This is a genomic window from Flavobacterium aquidurense, from assembly GCF_031458035.1.
GTDB lineage: Bacteria > Bacteroidota > Bacteroidia > Flavobacteriales > Flavobacteriaceae > Flavobacterium > Flavobacterium aquidurense_C.
This window is the reverse complement of sequence record NZ_JAVDXR010000013.1, coordinates 38,597-59,788: the sequence shown is the minus strand read 5'-3', so window position 1 is coordinate 59,788 and position 21,192 is coordinate 38,597. Positions and strand designations below refer to the sequence as shown.

Below are 21,192 nucleotides of genomic sequence, written 5' to 3'. Positions count from 1 at the left end.
AAATAAATTATATTTTACAAATCATTTTAAACGATAGAAAAAATGGCAGATTTGAAACAATTCGCAGAACAATTAGTTAACTTAACAGTTAAAGAAGTTAACGAATTAGCAACAATATTAAAAGACGAGTATGGTATCGAGCCTGCTGCTGCAGCTGTAGTAGTTGCTGCTGGTGGTGGAGAAGGTGCTGCTGAAGAGGCACAAACTGAATTTACAGTTGTATTAAAAGAAGCTGGTGCTTCTAAATTAGCAGTTGTAAAATTAGTAAAAGAACTTACAGGTTTAGGTTTGAAAGAAGCTAAAGATGTAGTTGACGGTGCTCCAAGTAACGTTAAAGAAGGTGTTTCTAAAGAAGAGGCTGAAGGTCTTAAAAAATCATTAGAAGAAGCTGGAGCTGTAGTTGAGCTTAAATAATTCAACTCGGTTTTAAGAACTAGGTTTAGGTCTTGAGGTAACTCAAAGGCCTAAACCATTTTTCGTATAATAAAATATATCAAGTTTTATTATAAAATAGTTTAAAATACGAAAAAGCTTTTGATCAATACGAAGAAAAAAAATTGAACTAATTTTTTGTTTATTTTTAAAGATGTATTGATTATAATAAGAAAGTATAGATTAAACAGTGTGTTTTTACACAAAAAATTACTTTTTTTTAATCAAAATTTTGTCCATTGATGATAACAAATCAGACTGAAAGATTGAATTTTGCCTCTACAAAAAATATCCCTGACTATCCGGATTTCCTAGATGTTCAGGTTAAATCTTTTAAAGATTTCTTTCAATTAGAAACGAAATCTGACGAAAGAGGCAACGAAGGGTTATACAACACCTTCATGGAAAACTTTCCAATCACAGATACAAGAAACAACTTTGTATTGGAGTTCCTAGATTATTTTGTTGATCCACCACGTTATACAATTCAAGAATGTATAGAGAGAGGTCTAACTTATAGTGTGCCTTTAAAAGCCAGGTTAAAACTATACTGTACAGATCCAGAACACGAAGATTTTGAAACTATTGTACAAGATGTTTATCTTGGAACAATACCTTATATGACTCCAAGCGGTACTTTTGTTATCAATGGTGCTGAGCGTGTAGTAGTATCTCAACTACACCGTTCTCCTGGTGTTTTCTTTGGTCAATCATTCCATGCAAATGGTACAAAACTTTATTCTGCCAGAGTAATTCCTTTTAAAGGTTCTTGGATAGAATTTTCTACAGATATCAATAGTGTAATGTACGCTTATATCGATAGAAAGAAAAAATTACCTGTTACAACTTTATTCCGTGCAATCGGGTTTGAAAGAGATAAGGATATCCTTGAAATTTTCGACTTAGCTGAAGAAATTAAAGTTTCTAAAACAGGTATTAAAAAATATATTGGAAGAAGACTTGCCGCACGTGTATTGAATACTTGGCACGAGGATTTCGTTGATGAAGATACCGGTGAGGTAGTTTCTATCGAACGTAACGAAATCATCCTTGATAGAGATACAATTATCGACAAAGATAATGTTGAAGAAATCATCGATTCTAATGTAAAATCTATTTTGTTACACAAAGAGGATAATAATCAGGCAGATTATGCTATTATTCATAATACGTTACAAAAAGATCCAACAAACTCTGAAAAAGAAGCTGTAGAGCACATTTACCGTCAGTTGCGTAACGCTGAACCGCCTGATGAAGAAACTGCTCGTGGTATTATAGATAAATTGTTCTTCTCTGATCAACGTTATAACTTAGGTGAAGTTGGTCGTTATAGAATGAACAAAAAACTTGGTTTAGATATCCCAATGGAAAAGCAAGTGCTTACCAAAGAAGATATCATTACCATTGTAAAATATTTGATCGAATTGATCAACTCTAAAGCAGAGATTGATGATATTGATCACTTATCAAACCGTCGTGTTAGAACAGTTGGAGAACAATTGTCTCAACAATTCGGTGTTGGTTTAGCACGTATGGCTAGAACTATTCGTGAGAGAATGAACGTTAGAGATAACGAGGTGTTTACACCAATTGATTTGATTAATGCTAAAACATTATCATCAGTTATCAATTCTTTCTTTGGTACTAACCAGTTATCTCAATTTATGGATCAAACGAATCCATTAGCTGAGATTACACACAAAAGAAGACTTTCTGCACTTGGACCTGGTGGACTTTCGAGAGAGAGAGCTGGTTTTGAGGTTCGTGACGTTCACTATACACACTATGGTCGTTTATGTCCGATTGAAACTCCAGAGGGACCAAACATTGGTTTGATTTCATCTCTTGGTGTTTATGCAAAAGTTAACGGAATGGGTTTCATCGAAACTCCTTACCGTAAAGTAACAAATGGTGTAGTTGATTTAGAAAGTACTCCAATTTACTTAAGTGCTGAAGAAGAAGAAGGAAAAATGATTGCTCAGGCAAACATTGAAATGGATGCTTCAGGTAAAATTACAGCTAGCAATGTTATTGCTCGTGAGGAAGGTGACTTCCCGGTAGTTGAACCATCTGCAGTACATTATACAGACGTTGCTCCTAACCAGATTGCTTCGATTTCGGCTTCATTGATTCCTTTCTTGGAACATGATGATGCGAACCGTGCGTTGATGGGATCTAACATGATGCGTCAGGCGGTTCCTTTGATCCGTCCGGAAGCACCAATTGTTGGTACAGGTTTAGAGCGTCAGGTAGCTTCAGATTCTAGAGTATTGATTAATGCTGAAGGAGATGGAACTGTAGAATATGTTGATGCTAACATTATTACTATCAAATACGACCGTACTGAAGAAGAAAGAATGGTAAGTTTTGATGCTGATGAAAAAACATACAACTTAATTAAATTTAGAAAAACCAATCAAGGAACAAGTATCAACTTGAAACCTATCGTAAGAAAAGGTGACAGAGTTAGTCTTGGACAAGTATTATCAGAAGGATATGCTACTCAAAATGGTGAATTAGCTTTAGGTAGAAACTTAAAAGTTGCGTTCATGCCATGGAAAGGGTATAACTTTGAGGATGCGATTGTAATTTCTGAGAAAGTAGTTCGTGATGATATTTTTACTTCTATCCACGTTGATGATTATTCATTAGAGGTTAGAGATACTAAGTTAGGAAATGAAGAGTTAACAAACGATATTCCTAACGTTTCTGAAGAAGCTACTAAAGATTTAGATGAAAACGGTATGATCAGAATTGGAGCAGAGGTTAAGCCTGGCGACATTTTGATTGGAAAAATTACACCAAAAGGAGAATCAGATCCTACTCCGGAAGAGAAATTGCTTCGTGCAATCTTCGGGGATAAAGCGGGAGATGTAAAAGATGCTTCATTGAAAGCTTCTCCATCTTTACATGGTGTAGTTCTTGACAAAAAATTATTTGCAAGAGCCGTAAAAGATAAACGTAAACGTACTCAGGATAAAGATGCTTTAGGCGCTTTAGAAATGGAGTTTGAGACTAAATTTGTTGAATTAAAAGACAGATTGGTTGAAAAATTATTCTTGATCGTTAACGGAAAAACATCTCAGGGTGTAATGAATGATTTGGGTGAAGAAGTTTTACCAAAAGGTAAAAAATATACTCAAAAAATGCTTTACGCAGTAGAGGATTTTGCTCACTTAAGCAAAGGTCAATGGGTTGCTGATGACGCTACTAATAAAATGGTTAATGATTTGATTCATAACTATAAAATTAAGCTGAACGACTTACAAGGATCTTTAAGAAGAGAAAAATTCACTATTACAGTTGGAGATGAATTACCATCTGGAATCTTGAAATTGGCTAAGATTTATATTGCTAAAAAACGTAAACTGAAAGTTGGGGATAAAATGGCGGGACGTCACGGTAACAAAGGTATTGTTGCAAGAATCGTTCGTCATGAAGATATGCCTTTCCTTGAAGACGGAACACCGGTAGATATCGTATTGAATCCACTTGGGGTACCTTCACGTATGAACATTGGTCAGATTTATGAGACTGTTCTTGGATGGGCTGGTATGAACTTGGGTAGAAAATTTGCTACTCCAATTTTTGACGGTGCTTCTTTAGATCAAATCAATGAATTAACTGATGAAGCTGGAGTACCACGTTTCGGACATACACACCTTTATGATGGTGGTACTGGAGAGCGTTTCCATCAAGCAGCGACTGTGGGTGTAATTTACATGCTTAAATTAGGACACATGGTTGATGATAAGATGCACGCACGTTCTATCGGACCATACTCGTTGATCACTCAACAGCCACTTGGAGGTAAAGCTCAATTTGGAGGTCAGCGTTTTGGAGAGATGGAGGTTTGGGCACTTGAGGCTTATGGAGCATCAAGTACACTTCGTGAAATCTTGACAGTTAAATCGGATGACGTTATTGGTAGAGCTAAAACTTACGAGGCTATCGTTAAGGGAGAATCTATGCCAGAACCAGGATTACCTGAATCATTCAATGTATTAATGCATGAATTGAAAGGTCTTGGATTAGACATTCGTTTAGAAGAATAATAAGTATTAGATAGTATTCAGTCCCGATTTTTATCGGGGCTGATTACTCATTTATAGAAGTTTTTAGGATTTATACCCGTAACCCGTTCCGATTTTTTATATAAACCCTAAGCGTTTTATAATTAGCACTTCAAAATAATAAGGTTTGAAGTTTAGAGAAGTAACCCGAGGTGTTTAAGTCGAAAGTTTAAAAAGTCCAAAGTCTAAAGTCATTCCTGACTTTAAAACTTTATGACATTTGACTTTAGACTAACAACAAGAATCAATTTTTTAATTGCAAATAAATCAATAGTAAAAACTATGATGAATAACAGAAACAATAATAAGGATAAAAATCCAGTTAAAAGATTTAATAAAATCTCAATTGGATTGGCTTCACCAGAATCTATCTTGAAAGAATCAAGAGGAGAGGTGTTGAAACCAGAAACTATCAACTACAGAACTCACAAACCAGAGCGTGACGGACTTTTCTGCGAAAGAATCTTCGGACCTGTTAAGGATTTTGAATGTGCTTGTGGTAAATATAAAAGAATTCGTTACAAAGGTATCATCTGTGACCGTTGTGGTGTTGAAGTTACTGAGAAAAAAGTACGTCGTGACAGAGTTGGACACATCAACCTTGTTGTGCCAATTGCTCACATTTGGTATTTCCGTTCTCTTCCAAACAAAATTGGTTATATCCTTGGTCTTCCATCTAAGAAATTAGATATGATTATTTACTACGAAAGATACGTAGTAATCCAGGCTGGTATTGCTAAAAATGCAGATGGAGAATCATTACAAAGATTGGATTTCTTAACTGAAGAAGAATATTTGAATATTTTAGATACTCTTCCGCAAGAAAATCAATATTTAGATGATATGGATCCTAATAAATTTGTTGCCAAAATGGGAGCAGAGTGTATTATGGATTTATTAGCTCGTATTGACTTAGATGCTTTATCTTATGAATTAAGACACAGCGCTAACAACGAGACATCTAAACAACGTAAAACTGAAGCTTTAAAAAGATTACAAGTTGTTGAGTCTTTCCGTGAGTCTAACTTAAACCGCGAAAATCGTCCAGAGTGGATGATTATGAAAGTGGTTCCTGTTATCCCACCAGAATTACGTCCACTTGTGCCGCTTGATGGAGGTCGTTTTGCAACTTCAGATTTAAATGATTTATACCGTCGTGTAATCATCCGTAATAACCGTTTGAAAAGATTAATGGAGATTAAAGCTCCAGAAGTTATCTTAAGAAACGAAAAACGTATGTTACAGGAATCTGTAGATTCATTATTTGATAACACTCGTAAAGCTTCTGCAGTTAAAACAGAATCTAACAGACCATTAAAATCATTATCTGATTCCTTAAAAGGTAAGCAAGGACGTTTCCGTCAAAACTTACTTGGAAAACGTGTGGATTATTCTGCTCGTTCGGTAATTGTTGTTGGTCCTGAATTAAAATTATTCGAATGTGGATTGCCAAAAGATATGGCATCTGAATTATACAAACCTTTCGTTATCCGTAAATTGATTGAAAGAGGTATTGTTAAAACAGTAAAATCTGCTAAGAAAATCATAGACAAAAAAGAGCCTGTAGTTTGGGATATCCTTGAAAATGTAATTAAAGGACACCCTGTATTACTTAACCGTGCTCCTACGTTACACAGACTTGGTATTCAAGCTTTCCAACCAAAATTAATTGAAGGAAAAGCGATCCAATTGCACCCATTAGTATGTACGGCTTTCAACGCCGATTTTGATGGGGATCAGATGGCAGTTCACTTGCCATTAGGACCAGAGGCTATTTTAGAGGCACAATTATTAATGTTGGCTTCTCACAATATTCTTAACCCTGCAAATGGAGCTCCAATTACTGTACCTTCTCAGGATATGGTCTTGGGTCTATATTATATGACCAAAGAGCGTATCTCTACACCAGAACACATAATTTTAGGTCAAGACTTAACTTTCTATTCTGCTGAAGAAGTAAACATTGCATTAAACGAAGGAAGATTAGAATTGAATGCTCGTGTAAAAATTAGAGCAAAAGATTTTAATGACGCTGGAGAATTAGTGTACAAAATTATTCAAACAACTGCTGGACGTGTATTATTTAATGAAGTAGTACCTGAAGCAGCTGGATATATCAATGATGTATTGACTAAGAAAAACCTTAGAGATATTATCGGACACATTTTAAGTGTGACTGATGTACCTACTACAGCAGCTTTCTTGGATAATATGAAAGATATGGGTTATAAATTCGCATTTAGAGGAGGTTTATCATTCTCTCTGGGTGATATTAGAATTCCAGAACAAAAAACAAAATTAATTGCAGACGCCAGAGAGCAAGTTGAAGGTATTTCTGTGAATTATAACATGGGTCTTATTACCAATAACGAACGTTACAACCAGGTTATTGACGTATGGACTTCAGCAAATGCTCAATTAACTGAGTTAGCAATGAAAAATATTAGAGAAGACCAACAAGGTTTCAACTCTGTATATATGATGCTTGACTCTGGGGCGAGGGGTTCTAAGGAACAGATTCGTCAGTTAACTGGTATGCGTGGTTTGATGGCTAAGCCTAAAAAATCTACAGCTGGTGGTGGAGAAATTATTGAAAACCCGATTCTTTCTAACTTTAAAGAAGGTCTTTCGATTCTTGAGTACTTTATTTCTACTCACGGTGCTCGTAAAGGACTTGCGGATACGGCTCTTAAAACGGCCGATGCCGGATACTTAACAAGAAGGCTTCATGACGTATCACAAGATGTTATTGTTAACATCGAAGATTGTGGAACTTTAAGAGGTGTTGAAGTTTCTGCTTTGAAGAAAAATGAGGAAATCGTTGAATCATTAGGAGAAAGAATTTTAGGACGTGTTGCATTGCAAGATGTTATAAATCCACTTACTAATGAAGTAATGGTTCAATCTGGTCAACAAATTACTGAAGCAATTATGAGAACTATCGAAGCTTCTCCAATTGAAAAAGTAGAGGTTAGATCTCCATTAACTTGTGAGGCTTTAAAAGGTATTTGTGCTAAATGTTACGGTAGAAACTTAGCTACTGGTAAAATGACACAAAGAGGTGAAGCTGTCGGAGTTATTGCAGCTCAATCTATTGGAGAGCCAGGTACACAGTTGACACTTCGTACGTTCCACGTTGGAGGGGTTGCTGGAGGTATTTCTGAAGAATCTAGTATTGTTACAAGATTCAACGGTAGACTAGAGATTGAAGATTTAAAAACTGTTAAAGGTGAGGATAGTGAAGGTAATGCGACTGATATCGTAGTATCGCGTTCAACTGAATTAAAATTAGTTGATGAGAAAACTGGAATCGTTTTAAATACACATAATATCCCTTACGGATCTAGTATTTTCGTTAAGGATGGTGAAGTAGTTACTAAAGGATCTGTGATCTGTAAGTGGGATCCATATAATGGTGTAATTGTTTCTGAATTTACTGGTAAGATTGCTTACGAGGATTTAGAGCAAGGACAATCGTTCATGGTTGAAATCGATGAGCAAACAGGATTCCAGGAAAAAGTAATTTCTGAAGCTAGAAACAAAAAATTAATTCCAACTTTATTGGTTTACGGTAAAGAAGGTGAATTGATTCGTTCGTATAACTTACCAGTAGGGGCACACCTTATGGTTGAGAACGGTGAGAAAATTAAAGCAGGTAAAGTATTGGTTAAAATCCCACGTCGTTCTTCTAAAGCAGGCGATATCACGGGAGGTTTACCAAGAATTACTGAGTTGCTTGAGGCTCGTAACCCTTCAAACCCAGCGGTTGTTTCTGAAATTGACGGTGTTGTATCTTTTGGAAAAATCAAAAGAGGTAACCGTGAAATTGTTATCGAATCTAAATTTGGTGAGATTAAAAAGTATTTAGTTAAACTTTCTAGCCAGATCTTAGTACAAGAAAATGACTTCGTAAGAGCAGGAGTGCCATTGTCAGACGGTGCAATTACACCAGATGATATTTTAAGAATTCAAGGACCAGCTGCTGTTCAACAGTACTTGGTAAATGAGATTCAAGAGGTATACCGTTTACAAGGGGTAAAAATTAATGACAAGCACTTTGAGGTTGTTATTCGTCAAATGATGCGTAAAGTACGAGTTCAGGATCCAGGAGATACATTATTCCTGGAAGATCAATTGATTCACACTAAAGATTTCATCGTTCAAAACGATAAATTATATGGTATGAAAGTAGTTGAAGACGCTGGAGATTCTGCTGTATTGAAACCAGGTCAAATTATTTCTCCTCGTGATTTACGTGATGAAAACTCATTGCTTAAACGAACTGATAAAAATCTGGTTGTAGCCAGAGATGTAATTACTGCAACTGCAACGCCAGTTTTACAAGGTATTACAAGAGCTTCGCTACAAACTAAATCATTCATTTCTGCTGCTTCTTTCCAAGAAACAACAAAAGTACTTAACGAAGCTGCTGTAGCTGGTAAAGTAGATGATTTAGAAGGATTAAAAGAAAATGTAATTGTTGGACACAGAATTCCTGCAGGAACTGGTATGAGAGAATACGATAATACTATTGTAGGATCTAAAGACGATTACAATGAAATGATGGCTAATAAAGAAGAATATATTTATTAATTAGGAAACTATGAGTAATCCGAAACAACAACAAGAGCAAATTAATATTGAGCTGGATGAAACTGTCGCAGAAGGAATTTATTCTAATCTTGCGATTATCAATCACTCCTCATCAGAGTTTGTTTTAGATTTTGTGAGCATTATGCCCGGTATTCCTAAAGCCAAGGTAAAGTCAAGAATTGTTTTGACACCACAACATGCTAAAAGATTATTAAAAGCAATTGGTGAAAATATTCATCGTTTTGAAGCCGCTCATGGCGAAATCAAAGAGACGGAACAAGCACCAATACCGCTTAATTTTGGTCCGGCAGGACAAGCATAAATTATAAAAGCCCCAGTAATGGGGCTTTTTTATGGAGTAAAAATAATGCATTATGCAGTTTGTCTGATTTTAATTTACTTTCGTCGATTAAATTTCTTTGTTAGGTTCTATTACTTTAATTTGGTAGCTCCTAATAGAAGATTTGTTTTTGGAATATAATGACTTAGTAAGGTTGGTTTAATTCAAATTAAAAAAAAGCGCTAATTTAAAATTAGCGCTTTTTTTATGGTTTCATTTTGAGTGAAAAATATTAATCAAATTCTGAAGTGAAAAATAATTTTACACTTGGATATTTGCTTTGTGTCATTTGAATTGTAAAATCAGAATCGGCCAAGAATACCAGCTGACCATATTTATCATGTGCTAAGAATTTTTGTTTGATACGTTTGAATTCTTTAAACTCATCATTTTTAGCATCATCAGGTTTTACCCAGCATGCTTTGTGAACCGGAAAATTCTCATAAGTACATTTAGCACCATATTCGTGTTCTAAACGGTATTGAATTACTTCATATTGAAGCGCTCCAACAGTACCAATAACTTTACGATTGTTCATTTCTAATGTAAACAACTGAGCAACACCTTCATCCATTAGCTGATCAACACCTTTGTCCAATTGCTTGGCTTTCATTGGGTCAGCATTGTTGATGTATCTAAAATGTTCTGGTGAGAAACTCGGAATTCCTTTAAAACTCATTACTTCACCTTCAGTTAAAGTGTCTCCAATTTTAAAGTTTCCGGTATCGTGCAAACCTACAATATCACCAGGGTAAGAAATGTCAACAATTTCTTTTTTCTCAGCAAAAAAGGCATTTGGGCTAGAAAATTTTAAATTTTTCTTCTGACGAACATGGTAGTAAGGTTTGTTCCTCTCAAAAGTTCCGGAAACAATTTTGATAAAAGCTAAACGATCTCGGTGTTTTGGATCCATGTTAGCATGGATTTTAAAAACGAAACCGGTCATTTTTTCTTCTTTTGGATCTACTAAACGAGTTTCAGAATCTTTAGGTCTTGGAGAAGGAGCAATTGCTACAAAACAATCCAGCAATTCACGAACTCCAAAATTATTTAAAGCAGAACCAAAAAAAACGGGCTGAATTTTACCATCCAAATAATCCTGACGTTCAAATTTTGGATAAACTTCATCAATCAATTCTAATTCTTCACGAAGTTTTTCAGCTGCTTTCTGACCAACAATTTTACCCAATTCCGGATTATTTTGTACATCAGAAAATGCAATGGTTTCTTCAATATTTTTACGGCTATCTCCACTAAAAAGATTGATATTTTGTTCCCATAAATTGTAAATTCCCTGAAAATCATAACCCATTCCAATTGGAAAACTCAACGGGGTAACTGTTAATCCAAGTTTCTGTTCTACTTCATCCATTAAGTCAAAAGCATCTTTTCCTTCACGGTCTAATTTATTGATGAAAACAATCATCGGAATATTTCTCATTCTACAAACCGCAACTAATTTTTCAGTTTGTTCCTCAACCCCTTTTGCAACGTCAATAACAACAATAACACTGTCAACAGCAGTTAAAGTTCTAAAAGTATCTTCAGCAAAATCCTTGTGTCCAGGAGTATCAAGAATGTTGATTTTTTTGTCTTTATAATTAAAAGCAAGTACAGAAGTAGAAACCGAAATACCTCTTTGGCGTTCGATTTCCATGAAATCACTCGTTGCTCCTTTTTTGATTTTATTGTTTTTTACGGCACCCGCTTCCTGAATAGCCCCTCCAAACAACAATAATTTTTCAGTTAAAGTTGTTTTACCGGCATCGGGATGCGATATAATTCCGAATGTTCTTCTGCGTTGTATTTCTTTTAAAAAGCTCATATTTTGTATAAATAGGTTGCAAAAGTACTATTAATTACTGCGATTTAAAAATAAATACGATTCTGTTTTTAACTGATTTCTTTTAGTTTATAACCCGAAACAGTGATGAAAATTGCCTGATTTTTTAGTTTTAATAAATTCATTTTAAGATTGAATATAATTTTTTGTTAATAGTAAGGCTGATAGTTGTATTATGTAATTGAATTGTTATTTTTGTTCGTTATAAGTTAAAAGAAACTAGAGGTTAATTATTTGGTATTTTTTAGATCATTCTAGGAGATTAAATAAATAAGTAGTTTGTTTTTAACGAAATTCTAAGGCAAGATCTTTACATTCAAATTAAATTTAAAATAATGTTATTAAAAAAATTACAGCTAAAAACAATTGATTACAGATTTGGGTTAACAATATGTTTTTTTCTTTTTTTCAGTTCAATTATTTCGGCACAAGAAATTATTCCGGATGTAGTAGCTCAAAAACCAATAGAAGTCCCTTCAGGTCAAAAGTTAAAAGTTGACGGTATTATTGCTACCGTTGGTGATTATATAGTCTTAGATTCAGATATTGACAAAGGATATTTGGAGATTGCCAGCCAGGGCGGTTCTACAAAAGATATCACCAGATGCCAGATGCTTGGTAAACTTTTAGAAGATAAATTGTACGCACATCAGGCAATTCAGGATAGTATTGTGGTAAGTGATGCCGAGGTAAGAGGTATGATGGATGATCGTCTGAACTATATGATTCAGCAGGTTGGTGATATTAATAAGGTTGTAGCTTATTACAAAAAAAGTTCTGTAGAGGAATTTAAAACCTATTTTGCAGATATTTTAAAAGAGCAAAGGTTAGCTAGCGAAATGCAAAAAAAAATTATTGATGCTGTAGAAATAACACCTGAGGAAACTAGAAATTTCTTTAAAAAAATACCAAAAGAAGAATTACCAACTTTTGGAGCAGAAATGGAAGTTGCACAGATTGTTGTGGAACCAAAAGTTTCAAAAGAAGATAAACAAAAAGTAATAGATCGATTAAATGCAATTAGACAAGATGTTTTAGAAGGTTCTAGTTTTGCAACAAAAGCTGTGTTGTATTCCCAAGATCCGGGATCATCAACAAATGGAGGTTATTATAAGATGACTAGAAGGACAGCTTTTGTAAAAGAATTTAAAGATGTTGCTTTTAGTTTGCAGGAGGGGGAAATTTCTCAGCCTTTTGAAACTATATTTGGTTTTCATATCATTATGGTAGATAAAATTAAGGGGCAAGAAGTTGAGTTGCGACATATTTTAATTTCGCCAACAGTATCTGAAGCGGCACTTAAAGAAGCAAAAGAAAGAATTACCAATATTCGAAATAAGATAATTAATAAGGAAATATCATTTGCTGATGCAGCAAGGACAGAATCTGACGAAAAAGAAACCAGAGCTAATGGTGGAACTTTAGTTAATCCGAATACGCAGGACACACGTTTCGAATTGACAAAAATGGATCCGACATTATATGGTCAGGTTTCAAATTTAAAAGATGATGAAATTTCTCAGCCTATTTTAAATACTGATGATAAAGGGAAGAAGACGTATAAATTAATTACGGTGACTAATAGAATTGATGAACACGTAGCTGATTATGCTAAGGATTATACTAAAATTAGAGAATTGGCATTAAAAGAAAAACAAATCAATGCAATCGCAAAATGGTTTGATGCGAAAATTAAAGATACTTACATTAAAATTATTGGAGAATACAGAGATTGTACATTTACAAACAATTGGTTGAAAAAATAATTTTTATTAAATAAATAAAAAGAGTTAGTTTTATGAATTCATAGAGCTAACTCTTTTTCAATTTAAAAATATACTTAAATGTCTGACGTAGCAGCAATTCATAATTTAGTTCAAAAACGTAACGAATTAAAATCAGAAATAGCAAAAATCATTGTAGGCCAGGATGCAGTTGTAGATCAAATTTTGCTTTGTATATTTTCAGGAGGTCATGCTCTTTTAATAGGAGTTCCAGGTTTGGCAAAAACGTTAATGATAAATACGCTGTCTCAGGCTTTAGGTTTAGATTTCAAAAGGATTCAGTTTACGCCGGATTTAATGCCTTCAGATATTTTGGGAAGTGAGATTTTGGATGAAAACAGACATTTCAAATTTATCAAAGGGCCAATTTTTTCAAATATAATTTTGGCAGACGAGATCAATAGAACTCCACCTAAAACTCAGGCAGCTTTGCTGGAGGCTATGCAGGAGCGCTCTGTAACTATTGCCGGTCAGAATTATAAATTAGATTTACCGTATTTTGTATTAGCAACTCAAAACCCAATTGAGCAGGAAGGAACTTATCCGTTACCGGAAGCGCAATTAGACCGTTTTATGTTTGCCATAAAATTAGAATATCCAACTTTTGAAGAAGAAGTACAAGTTGTAAAACGTACTACGTCGGATGCTAAAACAACTATAAATCCGTTATTTACAGCACAGGAAATCATCGATTTTCAGCATTTGATTCGCAGGATTCCTGTCGCGGATAATGTTATCGAATATGCTGTGACTTTGGTAAGCAAAACTCGTCCTGACAATGCATTGTCTAACGATTTTGTGAAAAACTATTTGGATTGGGGTGCTGGGCCGAGAGCTTCACAAAATTTGATTTTGGCAGCAAAAGCACATGCGGCATTTAATGGTAAATTTTCTCCGGATATTGAAGATGTAAAAGCGGTTGCAACTGGAATTTTACGCCATAGAATTATTAAAAATTATAAAGCTGATGCTGAAGGAATAACAGAGGAAGTTATTATTCAGAAGCTGTTGTAAAGAATATAAAAATCTTTAAAAAAGCCTGACGAATATATTTTCTCAGGCTTTTTTTATTGTTAAATTTTAATTGTTTCTGTTTCGTTAATCAGTAGTACGGGTTTATTTTGGAATAATTTTATCAGCAGAACTTCTACTATAGAAGTGTATTTTTTCTTATTACACTCATACCACCAATATGAATAATATTGTATATTATTTTTCTCCATTTTGACGCGCCATATTTTTTCATTTTCTTTCCTTACTTTTTCTGATTTGATAATTTTATAGCCAGTTCCGGTCCAACAAATTAGAGGATTATGAGATACTGTTTTAATATAAATTAATTTTTCTGGAGTTGTAATTTTAAAGACTTCCTTGTTTACCCAGACACCTTTTTGAGTATAATATTTCGGATTTAGATTTTCAAGTATATTGGAAGGCTGTTCTTTTTTTATTTCTAAACTTGTTACAAATAATAATATAGTTCCAATGAAGGTAAATAGCATTTGATACTGACTTGTCGTTTTTTGAATTTCTTCTTTTTTTGGTTTAAAGAACCGAACTAGAAATAACATTGGGATAATTTGATAAAAGATGAAGCAGAGAATTCCAATACTATGATGCAGTATGTTTTCTTCGGTACAATCAAATAGAATCAAAGTTATGATTCTAAAATAATTCGAAATAATATTCAGCACAATCAAAATACAGCAAAAGAGAAGAATTTGTAAAATATTGAAATATTTCTGTTGTTTCTTTTCTTCTAATGTCAATACAAATGCTCCTGAAAGTAATCCGGTTTTAAACATAGACAACCCCATACACGCGGTATCAATGGTGATTTTTGCATTGTTGATATAAAAATTCACACCTTCTATTTTATTAATTGGAACAAAATCTTTCAATGTTACATACACATAATAGCAAAGAGATTGTTTTATTTCAGTTGTCAAATATTCGAAAAAAGTATTAAAAATGGAAGAAAATAACAGGATGCAAATAAAAGCTATAAATGAAAATTTTTGGGTTATGTTGTAATATAATAAGCAAATAAACAAGGCTAAAGCTAAAAAATGTACAGATTTAGTATGAAGACGATAGCTTATAAATTCTAAAATAAAAATCATTGCAAGAAGTGGGTAGTTTAGGTTAAAAGACGTTTTTCTACCCCCAATAAAAAATAATGCTATTGAAAAAATAATACCGAACAAATTACTGTCAAGTCCTATTAATATAATATTATAATTTATAGCTAAAAGACAGCAGCAAATAATTATGCCGATTGCTTTTTTGTGTTGCAATAAATAATTCATTTAGACAGTCTGTTTTTTGTTTTTTCTATAATACCACAATAGTGTTGAAAGTCCGATAATAATCAATAGCCATTCGTGTGGCTCAGGAACCGCGCCATCATTATTTATTGACGCATTTCCTAATGTATTTACATTTTTTTCAATACCATTCTTTTTATAATCATCGTCAGTTTCAAGGACAATTAGCGAGGAAATAGGTGTAACGATATTGGCATCTTTTGCTAAATTCACATATTTATTATATACTAACGAATCATTCTGATTTTTGATTTTTTCTTTACGGAATTCGTCAACCGAAATTGCTGTAACGCTAGTTGTATCTTGAGAAACTGACTCATGTTTTTGTGATAGATAAGCATTCTGAATTTTCACTTGTTCGTCTAAAACTTTTCCAAAAGCGTACATTCTGTAAATATGATTTGGACCATTGTTTTTTGAAAAATTACTTTTCGGGTTTTCTTGTATACTAATATGTGCAGGTTCTATATTTACGGAGTTTGTATCTGTTTTGAATTGAACAAATTGATGCTTTTCAATCATCCGTAAACTGTTCTTTAAACTGGTCTGAAAGTAATCGACATATTTTTGCTCCTTTACAGTTTGCCAAAACGGGGTAATATCGGCTCCAATATTAATAACCTTTAAGTTTCTTTGCTTTGTACTGCTCTTGATTTTTTTCAAATATTCTGAATCTTCTATATCTTCGAAATTTGCAGAAAATGTTCCTGATTTTGTGATGATCAAACTGTTTTGGGCAAGTTTGTAAAGAGGCAATAATGAATAGTGAAAATCTTCAAAATCTAATTGAATTGCCTTGAAGTTTTCTTTATTAATTGCTGTTTTTTCACCATTGACAAAGACATAGATATTCTTTTGGTTTAGGTTTACAAATGATTCGATTTGTCTATTTGTCCAATTACTATTTAAATCTAAGATAATTTCAGAAGGAGTGAAGCGAATTACTGTTTTCTGAATGTCTTTAACTTCATAAATTTTGTCTTTCCATACAAATGAACTGGAGTTTATTTTATTTAAAGGCATATCAGCCTGCCAATCGTCTAATCCTTTTGATTGATTTAAATAAAAACCATTTTTGAGCTCGAAATCTTTACTGGTTTCGATTTTTGTATTTCCAGTAATCTGTATGCGTGAAATTGTTTTGGCATTTGCAATATTAGGACCTTTAATAGAAAGACTTTGGTATTTCATTTCGTTATCTTCGACTTTTAATGGAGTTGTAAAACCGCATTTAAAAGTTCTTGGAGTTTTGTAGCTGACAGGAAAAACTCGCACTACAACTCTGTTCCCTTCTTTCCATTGCATTAAGGAAGGATCGCGATATTCGACACCTACAATTTGATTGTATGCCGCTTTAGCTTTTTCTTTAGTAGTTAGAATTCCTTTTCGCTCGATGCCGTTTACCCATAAGGATAATGAAGTTGCAACGGATCCTTCCGGTAATTGAAATGAATAAATAGCCTCCTGATTTTGCCACGATTCTTTTTTGCAGGCAATATCCATGGTGATTTCCGTATATGCTAAGCGAGAATCCGGATATATTTTGACATCTTCTTTTATGTTTTTGGTGAATGTATCTTCACCACTCCAAAGCTGTTCCTCAGTTTCTAATCTCTTATCAAAATTTGATCTCAGAATATTAATTTTATCATCATTGCTTAAACCTAGATCTTCGCAAAATAAATAGGCAATACTTATAAAAGGATTGTTTATTTTTCTTTGATTGAATTGTTTTATTCCTAATGAATCAAAGTTGTTAAAACTGAAAAAATCGTCAGGAGCCATATAAACGATGTCTTTCTTTAATAGTATTTCATTAAAAAAATTTGGTTTTAAGTTTTGAGAAACAAAAATATATGCAGGTAGATCTTCCTCATTGTGAAAAGATTTAATTCGTGCAGTATTTGCAATTTTTCTGCTTTCGATTGTTAAACCTACAGTAAAGACTAACAACACAATAAATACAATTGAAATTCCGGCACTGAAAGACTGGAAATACAGTCGATTTCTTTGTAAATAACGCAGAATAGTCAAAGTGTGAATTATTAGAACTACCAATGGCACCAAACCGTAAAACCCCATTCCTAAAGCTAGAATTGCAACAATTGAAATGGGTGTAAGTGGAATGAGATAAATTACGAAATAAATTATTATGCCGAAAGAAGCGCCATTAATAAAGAAGAGTAAGAAACTATTCAGGTTGTCTTCTTCATTTTTATAAATGAAAAAATTGGAAAGACAAAATGTAAAGGTTGTCAAATAAACCCAAACTGGGAGGTCTTGAAATACAGGAATAAAAGTATTAAGGCAAAAACATCCAATGAACCAATTGAGTATTACAAAAGGAAGTAAATGAAGATATTCTTCTTTGCGTTTTAAAATCAGAAAAGAAAAAGCAATTCCATATACGAATTCAATTGTAAGACTGAGTATGGCCAGTGTTTCAAAGTCGCGGGATTTTAATTTTATTCCAATAAGAGAAACGATAAGTAAGGTGGTGCTAAATGCTGTTACAAGTAGGCTAATTGTTACTCCTGTTTTTTGAGCAAACTGTTTAAAAACTTTTAGTTTGTGTTTCATAGTTGTATTTTTTTAAAAGTACTTTGAAATACAAAGTTAGTGGAAAATTTGGAATATCAATTTTTAATTTAGTTTTTTGAATAGAGTGTGATTTAGATTAATTAGTGATTTCGCTGACGCCGAAAAAAGATAAAAACACACAACTATATCGTTATAACTGGTTATTTAGAAAGATTCTTAGCGAAAAACGGGGTAAAATCTCACTTCGTTTATAACAACAAATTCCGACTTTGTTAAAGAAAAGATCTTAAAATACCAATAATTCATTTTTTTAATACAAAATTGATATTTTGTCAAAAACAAGCAGTCAGAATCGTTTTTTAGCAATAATAATTTTTGAAAAGGCGAGTTCTATTATATTTTTTTTAATTCTCGGCTTTAATACATAAATTTGCGAACAAAAAAATAAAAATACCTACAAAAGACTTTTATTATGAATATTTATCAGGATTACATCCAAGAAATTGAAGAACGAAAAGGTCAAGGGCTTAACCCGAAGCCAATTGATGGTGCTGAATTATTAAGCGACATCATCGAACAAATTAAAGATTTGAATAACGAGTATAGAGCAGATTCTCTTCACTTTTTTATTTATAATGTTGTACCAGGTACTACTAGTGCTGCTGGTCTGAAAGCTAAGTTTTTAAAAGAAATCATTCTTGGTGAATTCGTAGTTAACGAAATAACACCTGCTTTTGCTTTTGAGTTATTATCACATATGAAAGGTGGACCTTCTATTGAAGTTCTATTAGACTTAGCACTTGGTAATGATACTGCTATTGCAAAAGAAGCTGCAAATGTTCTTAAGACACAGGTTTATCTTTATGAGGCAGATACAGATCGTCTAAAAGAAGCATTTAAAAATGATAACGCAATCGCAAGAGAAATTCTTGAGAGTTATGCGAAGGCAGAGTTTTTTACTACACTGCCTGAAGTTGTTGAAGAAATAAAAGTAGTTACATATATAGCTGGTGAAGGTGATATTTCGACAGATTTACTGTCTCCTGGTAATCAGGCGCACTCACGTTCTGACCGTGAACTTCATGGTAAATGTATGATTACGCCTCAGGCACAAGAGGAAATCAAAGCATTGCAGGCAAAACATCCTGACGCAAGCGTTATGTTAATTGCTGAAAAAGGTACTATGGGTGTTGGATCGTCAAGAATGTCAGGAGTAAATAACGTGGCGCTTTGGACAGGTAAACAAGCAAGTCCATACGTTCCATTTATTAATATTGCTCCAATCGTTGCAGGAACAAACGGTATTTCTCCAATTTTCCTAACAACTGTTGATGTTACTGGTGGTATTGGTTTAGATCTTAAAAACTGGGTTAAAAAAGTAGATGCAGATGGTAACGTTATTCGTAATGAGAATAATGAGCCTATTTTGGAAGAAGCATATTCTGTTGCTACCGGAACTGTACTTACAATAAATACAAAAACGAAGAAACTTTATAACGGAAACAAAGAATTAATTGATATTTCTAAGGCATTCACGCCTCAGAAAATGGAATTTATCAAAGCGGGTGGATCATACGCAATTGTGTTTGGTAAAAAGCTTCAGACTTTAGCTGCGAAAGTTCTGGATATTGAAGCTCCTCTTGTATTTGCTCCATCAAAAGAGATTTCTATTGAAGGGCAAGGTCTTACTGCAGTAGAGAAAATCTTCAACAAAAATGCTGTTGGAATTGCTCCAGGTAAAGTATTACACGCTGGATCAGATGTCCGTGTAGAAGTGAATATTGTAGGTTCACAAGATACGACTGGTCTTATGACTGCTCAGGAATTAGAATCGATGGCTGCTACGGTAATTTCACCAATCGTTGACGGTGCTTACCAGTCTGGTTGTCACACTGCTTCAGTTTGGGATAAAAAAGCTCAGGCAAATATTCCAAAATTGATGAAATTCATGAACGATTTCGGATTAATCACAGCTCGTGACCCGAAAGGTGAATATCATGCTATGACTGATGTAATTCACAAAGTTCTTAATGATATTACAATAGACGAGTGGGCTATCATTATTGGTGGTGACTCTCACACAAGAATGTCTAAAGGTGTTGCTTTTGGTGCTGACTCAGGAACAGTTGCTCTTGCACTTGCCACTGGAGAAGCTTCAATGCCAATTCCGGAATCAGTAAAAGTGACTTTTGTTGGAGAAATGAAGGGCTATATGGACTTCCGTGACGTAGTTCACGCTACACAATCACAGATGCTTAAGAAGTTTGGTGGTGAAAACGTATTCCAGGGTAGAATTATTGAAGTTCATCTTGGAACTCTTACTGCTGACCAGGCATTTACTTTTACAGACTGGACTGCAGAAATGAAAGCAAAAGCTTCTATTTGTATTTCTGAGGATGATACTTTGATTGAATCGTTAGAGATTGCAAAAGGCAGAATTCAGATTATGATTGACAAAGGAATGGATAATCATAAACAAGTTCTTCAAGGATTAATTAATAAAGCAGATAAGAGAATTGCGGAGATTAAATCGGCAGAGAAACCGGCTTTACAGCCAGATGCAAACGCTAAATATTACGCTGAAGTTGTTGTTGATCTTGATCAAATTATCGAACCAATGATTGCTGATCCGGATGTAAATAATGTTGATGTTTCTAAAAGATATACTCACGATACTATTAGACCTTTATCTTTTTATGGAGGTGATAAGAAAGTAGATCTTGGATTTATTGGTTCTTGCATGGTTCATAAAGGAGATATGAAAATCCTTGCTCAGATGCTAAAAAATATAGAAAATATACACGGTAAGGTTGAGTTTAAAGCGCCACTTGTTGTAGCGCCGCCAACGTATAACATTGTAGATGAACTAAAGGCTGAAGGTGACTGGGAAGTTTTACAGAAATACTCAGGTTTTGAATTTGACGATAATGCTCCTAAAGGTGCTGCACGTACTGAATATGAGAAAATGTTGTATTTAGAGCGTCCGGGTTGTAATCTTTGTATGGGGAATCAGGAAAAAGCGGCAAAAGGAGATACTGTAATGGCAACTTCAACGCGTCTTTTCCAGGGAAGAGTTGTTGAGGACACTGAAGGTAAAAAAGGAGAGTCATTACTTTCTTCCACTCCGGTTGTAGTATTGTCTACAATTCTTGGTAGAACTCCTACTTTGGATGAGTATACGGCTGCAGTAGATGGTATTAATTTGACCAGATTTGCACCTTCTCATAAATTATTGGTTATGTAATCATTTGATTAGTTA

The 21,192-nt window shown here is 33.9% G+C and carries 10 protein-coding genes; 7 read left to right on the top strand and 3 right to left on the bottom strand.

Translation table 11 applies throughout. The annotated features are described in order from the left end of the window. The first annotated feature begins 42 nt into the window (after positions 1-42). The 4 genes from rplL to J2X17_RS17475 all read left to right on the top strand — a co-directional run bounded on the left by rplL (position 43) and on the right by J2X17_RS17475 (position 9,420). Positions 43-414, top strand: a complete 372-nt coding sequence (gene rplL / locus J2X17_RS17490; protein WP_007807437.1) for a 50S ribosomal protein L7/L12 — start codon at positions 43-45, stop codon at positions 412-414. A gap of 260 nt (positions 415-674) precedes the next feature. Next, positions 675-4,487, top strand: coding sequence for a DNA-directed RNA polymerase subunit beta (rpoB, locus tag J2X17_RS17485; RefSeq protein WP_310300932.1), 3,813 nt, complete (start codon positions 675-677; stop codon positions 4,485-4,487). 300 nt (positions 4,488-4,787) lie between these two features. Next, positions 4,788-9,098, top strand: coding sequence for a DNA-directed RNA polymerase subunit beta' (gene rpoC, locus J2X17_RS17480; RefSeq protein ID WP_310300930.1), 4,311 nt, complete (start codon positions 4,788-4,790; stop codon positions 9,096-9,098). Positions 9,099-9,108: 10 nt separating this feature from the next. After that, positions 9,109-9,420: a DUF3467 domain-containing protein gene (locus tag J2X17_RS17475; RefSeq protein WP_155102783.1), complete on the top strand. Its 312-nt coding sequence runs from the start codon at positions 9,109-9,111 to the stop codon at positions 9,418-9,420. Positions 9,421-9,670: 250 nt separating this feature from the next. On the opposite strand, the gene J2X17_RS17470 is transcribed toward J2X17_RS17475, so the two are convergent. Further along, positions 9,671-11,263, bottom strand: coding sequence for a peptide chain release factor 3 (locus J2X17_RS17470; RefSeq protein ID WP_310300928.1), 1,593 nt, complete (start codon positions 11,261-11,263; stop codon positions 9,671-9,673). Between the two features lie 353 nt (positions 11,264-11,616). On the opposite strand from J2X17_RS17470, the gene J2X17_RS17465 reads away from it, so the two are divergent. Both J2X17_RS17465 and J2X17_RS17460 read left to right on the top strand, forming a co-directional pair. Then, positions 11,617-13,047, top strand: a complete 1,431-nt coding sequence (locus tag J2X17_RS17465; RefSeq protein WP_310300926.1) for a peptidylprolyl isomerase — start codon at positions 11,617-11,619, stop codon at positions 13,045-13,047. A gap of 78 nt (positions 13,048-13,125) precedes the next feature. Continuing rightward, positions 13,126-14,079, top strand: coding sequence for an AAA family ATPase (locus J2X17_RS17460; protein ID WP_310300923.1), 954 nt, complete (start codon positions 13,126-13,128; stop codon positions 14,077-14,079). Positions 14,080-14,138: 59 nt separating this feature from the next. Here the strand turns inward: J2X17_RS17460 and xrtN are convergent, their stop codons facing one another. Continuing rightward, on the bottom strand, positions 14,139-15,374 hold the full coding sequence (gene xrtN / locus J2X17_RS17455; RefSeq protein WP_310300921.1) for an exosortase N: 1,236 nt from the start codon (positions 15,372-15,374) through the stop codon (positions 14,139-14,141). Continuing rightward, the gene (locus tag J2X17_RS17450; protein ID WP_310300919.1) at positions 15,375-17,972 is read right to left on the bottom strand and encodes an XrtN system VIT domain-containing protein; all 2,598 of its coding nucleotides are present in this window, start codon (positions 17,970-17,972) and stop codon (positions 15,375-15,377) included. Between the two features lie 433 nt (positions 17,973-18,405). On the opposite strand from J2X17_RS17450, the gene J2X17_RS17445 reads away from it, so the two are divergent. Continuing rightward, positions 18,406-21,177 carry a bifunctional aconitate hydratase 2/2-methylisocitrate dehydratase gene (locus tag J2X17_RS17445; protein ID WP_310300917.1) on the top strand — a complete coding sequence of 924 codons (2,772 nt, stop codon included), beginning with the start codon at positions 18,406-18,408 and terminating at the stop codon, positions 21,175-21,177. Positions 21,178-21,192: the final 15 nt, after the last annotated feature.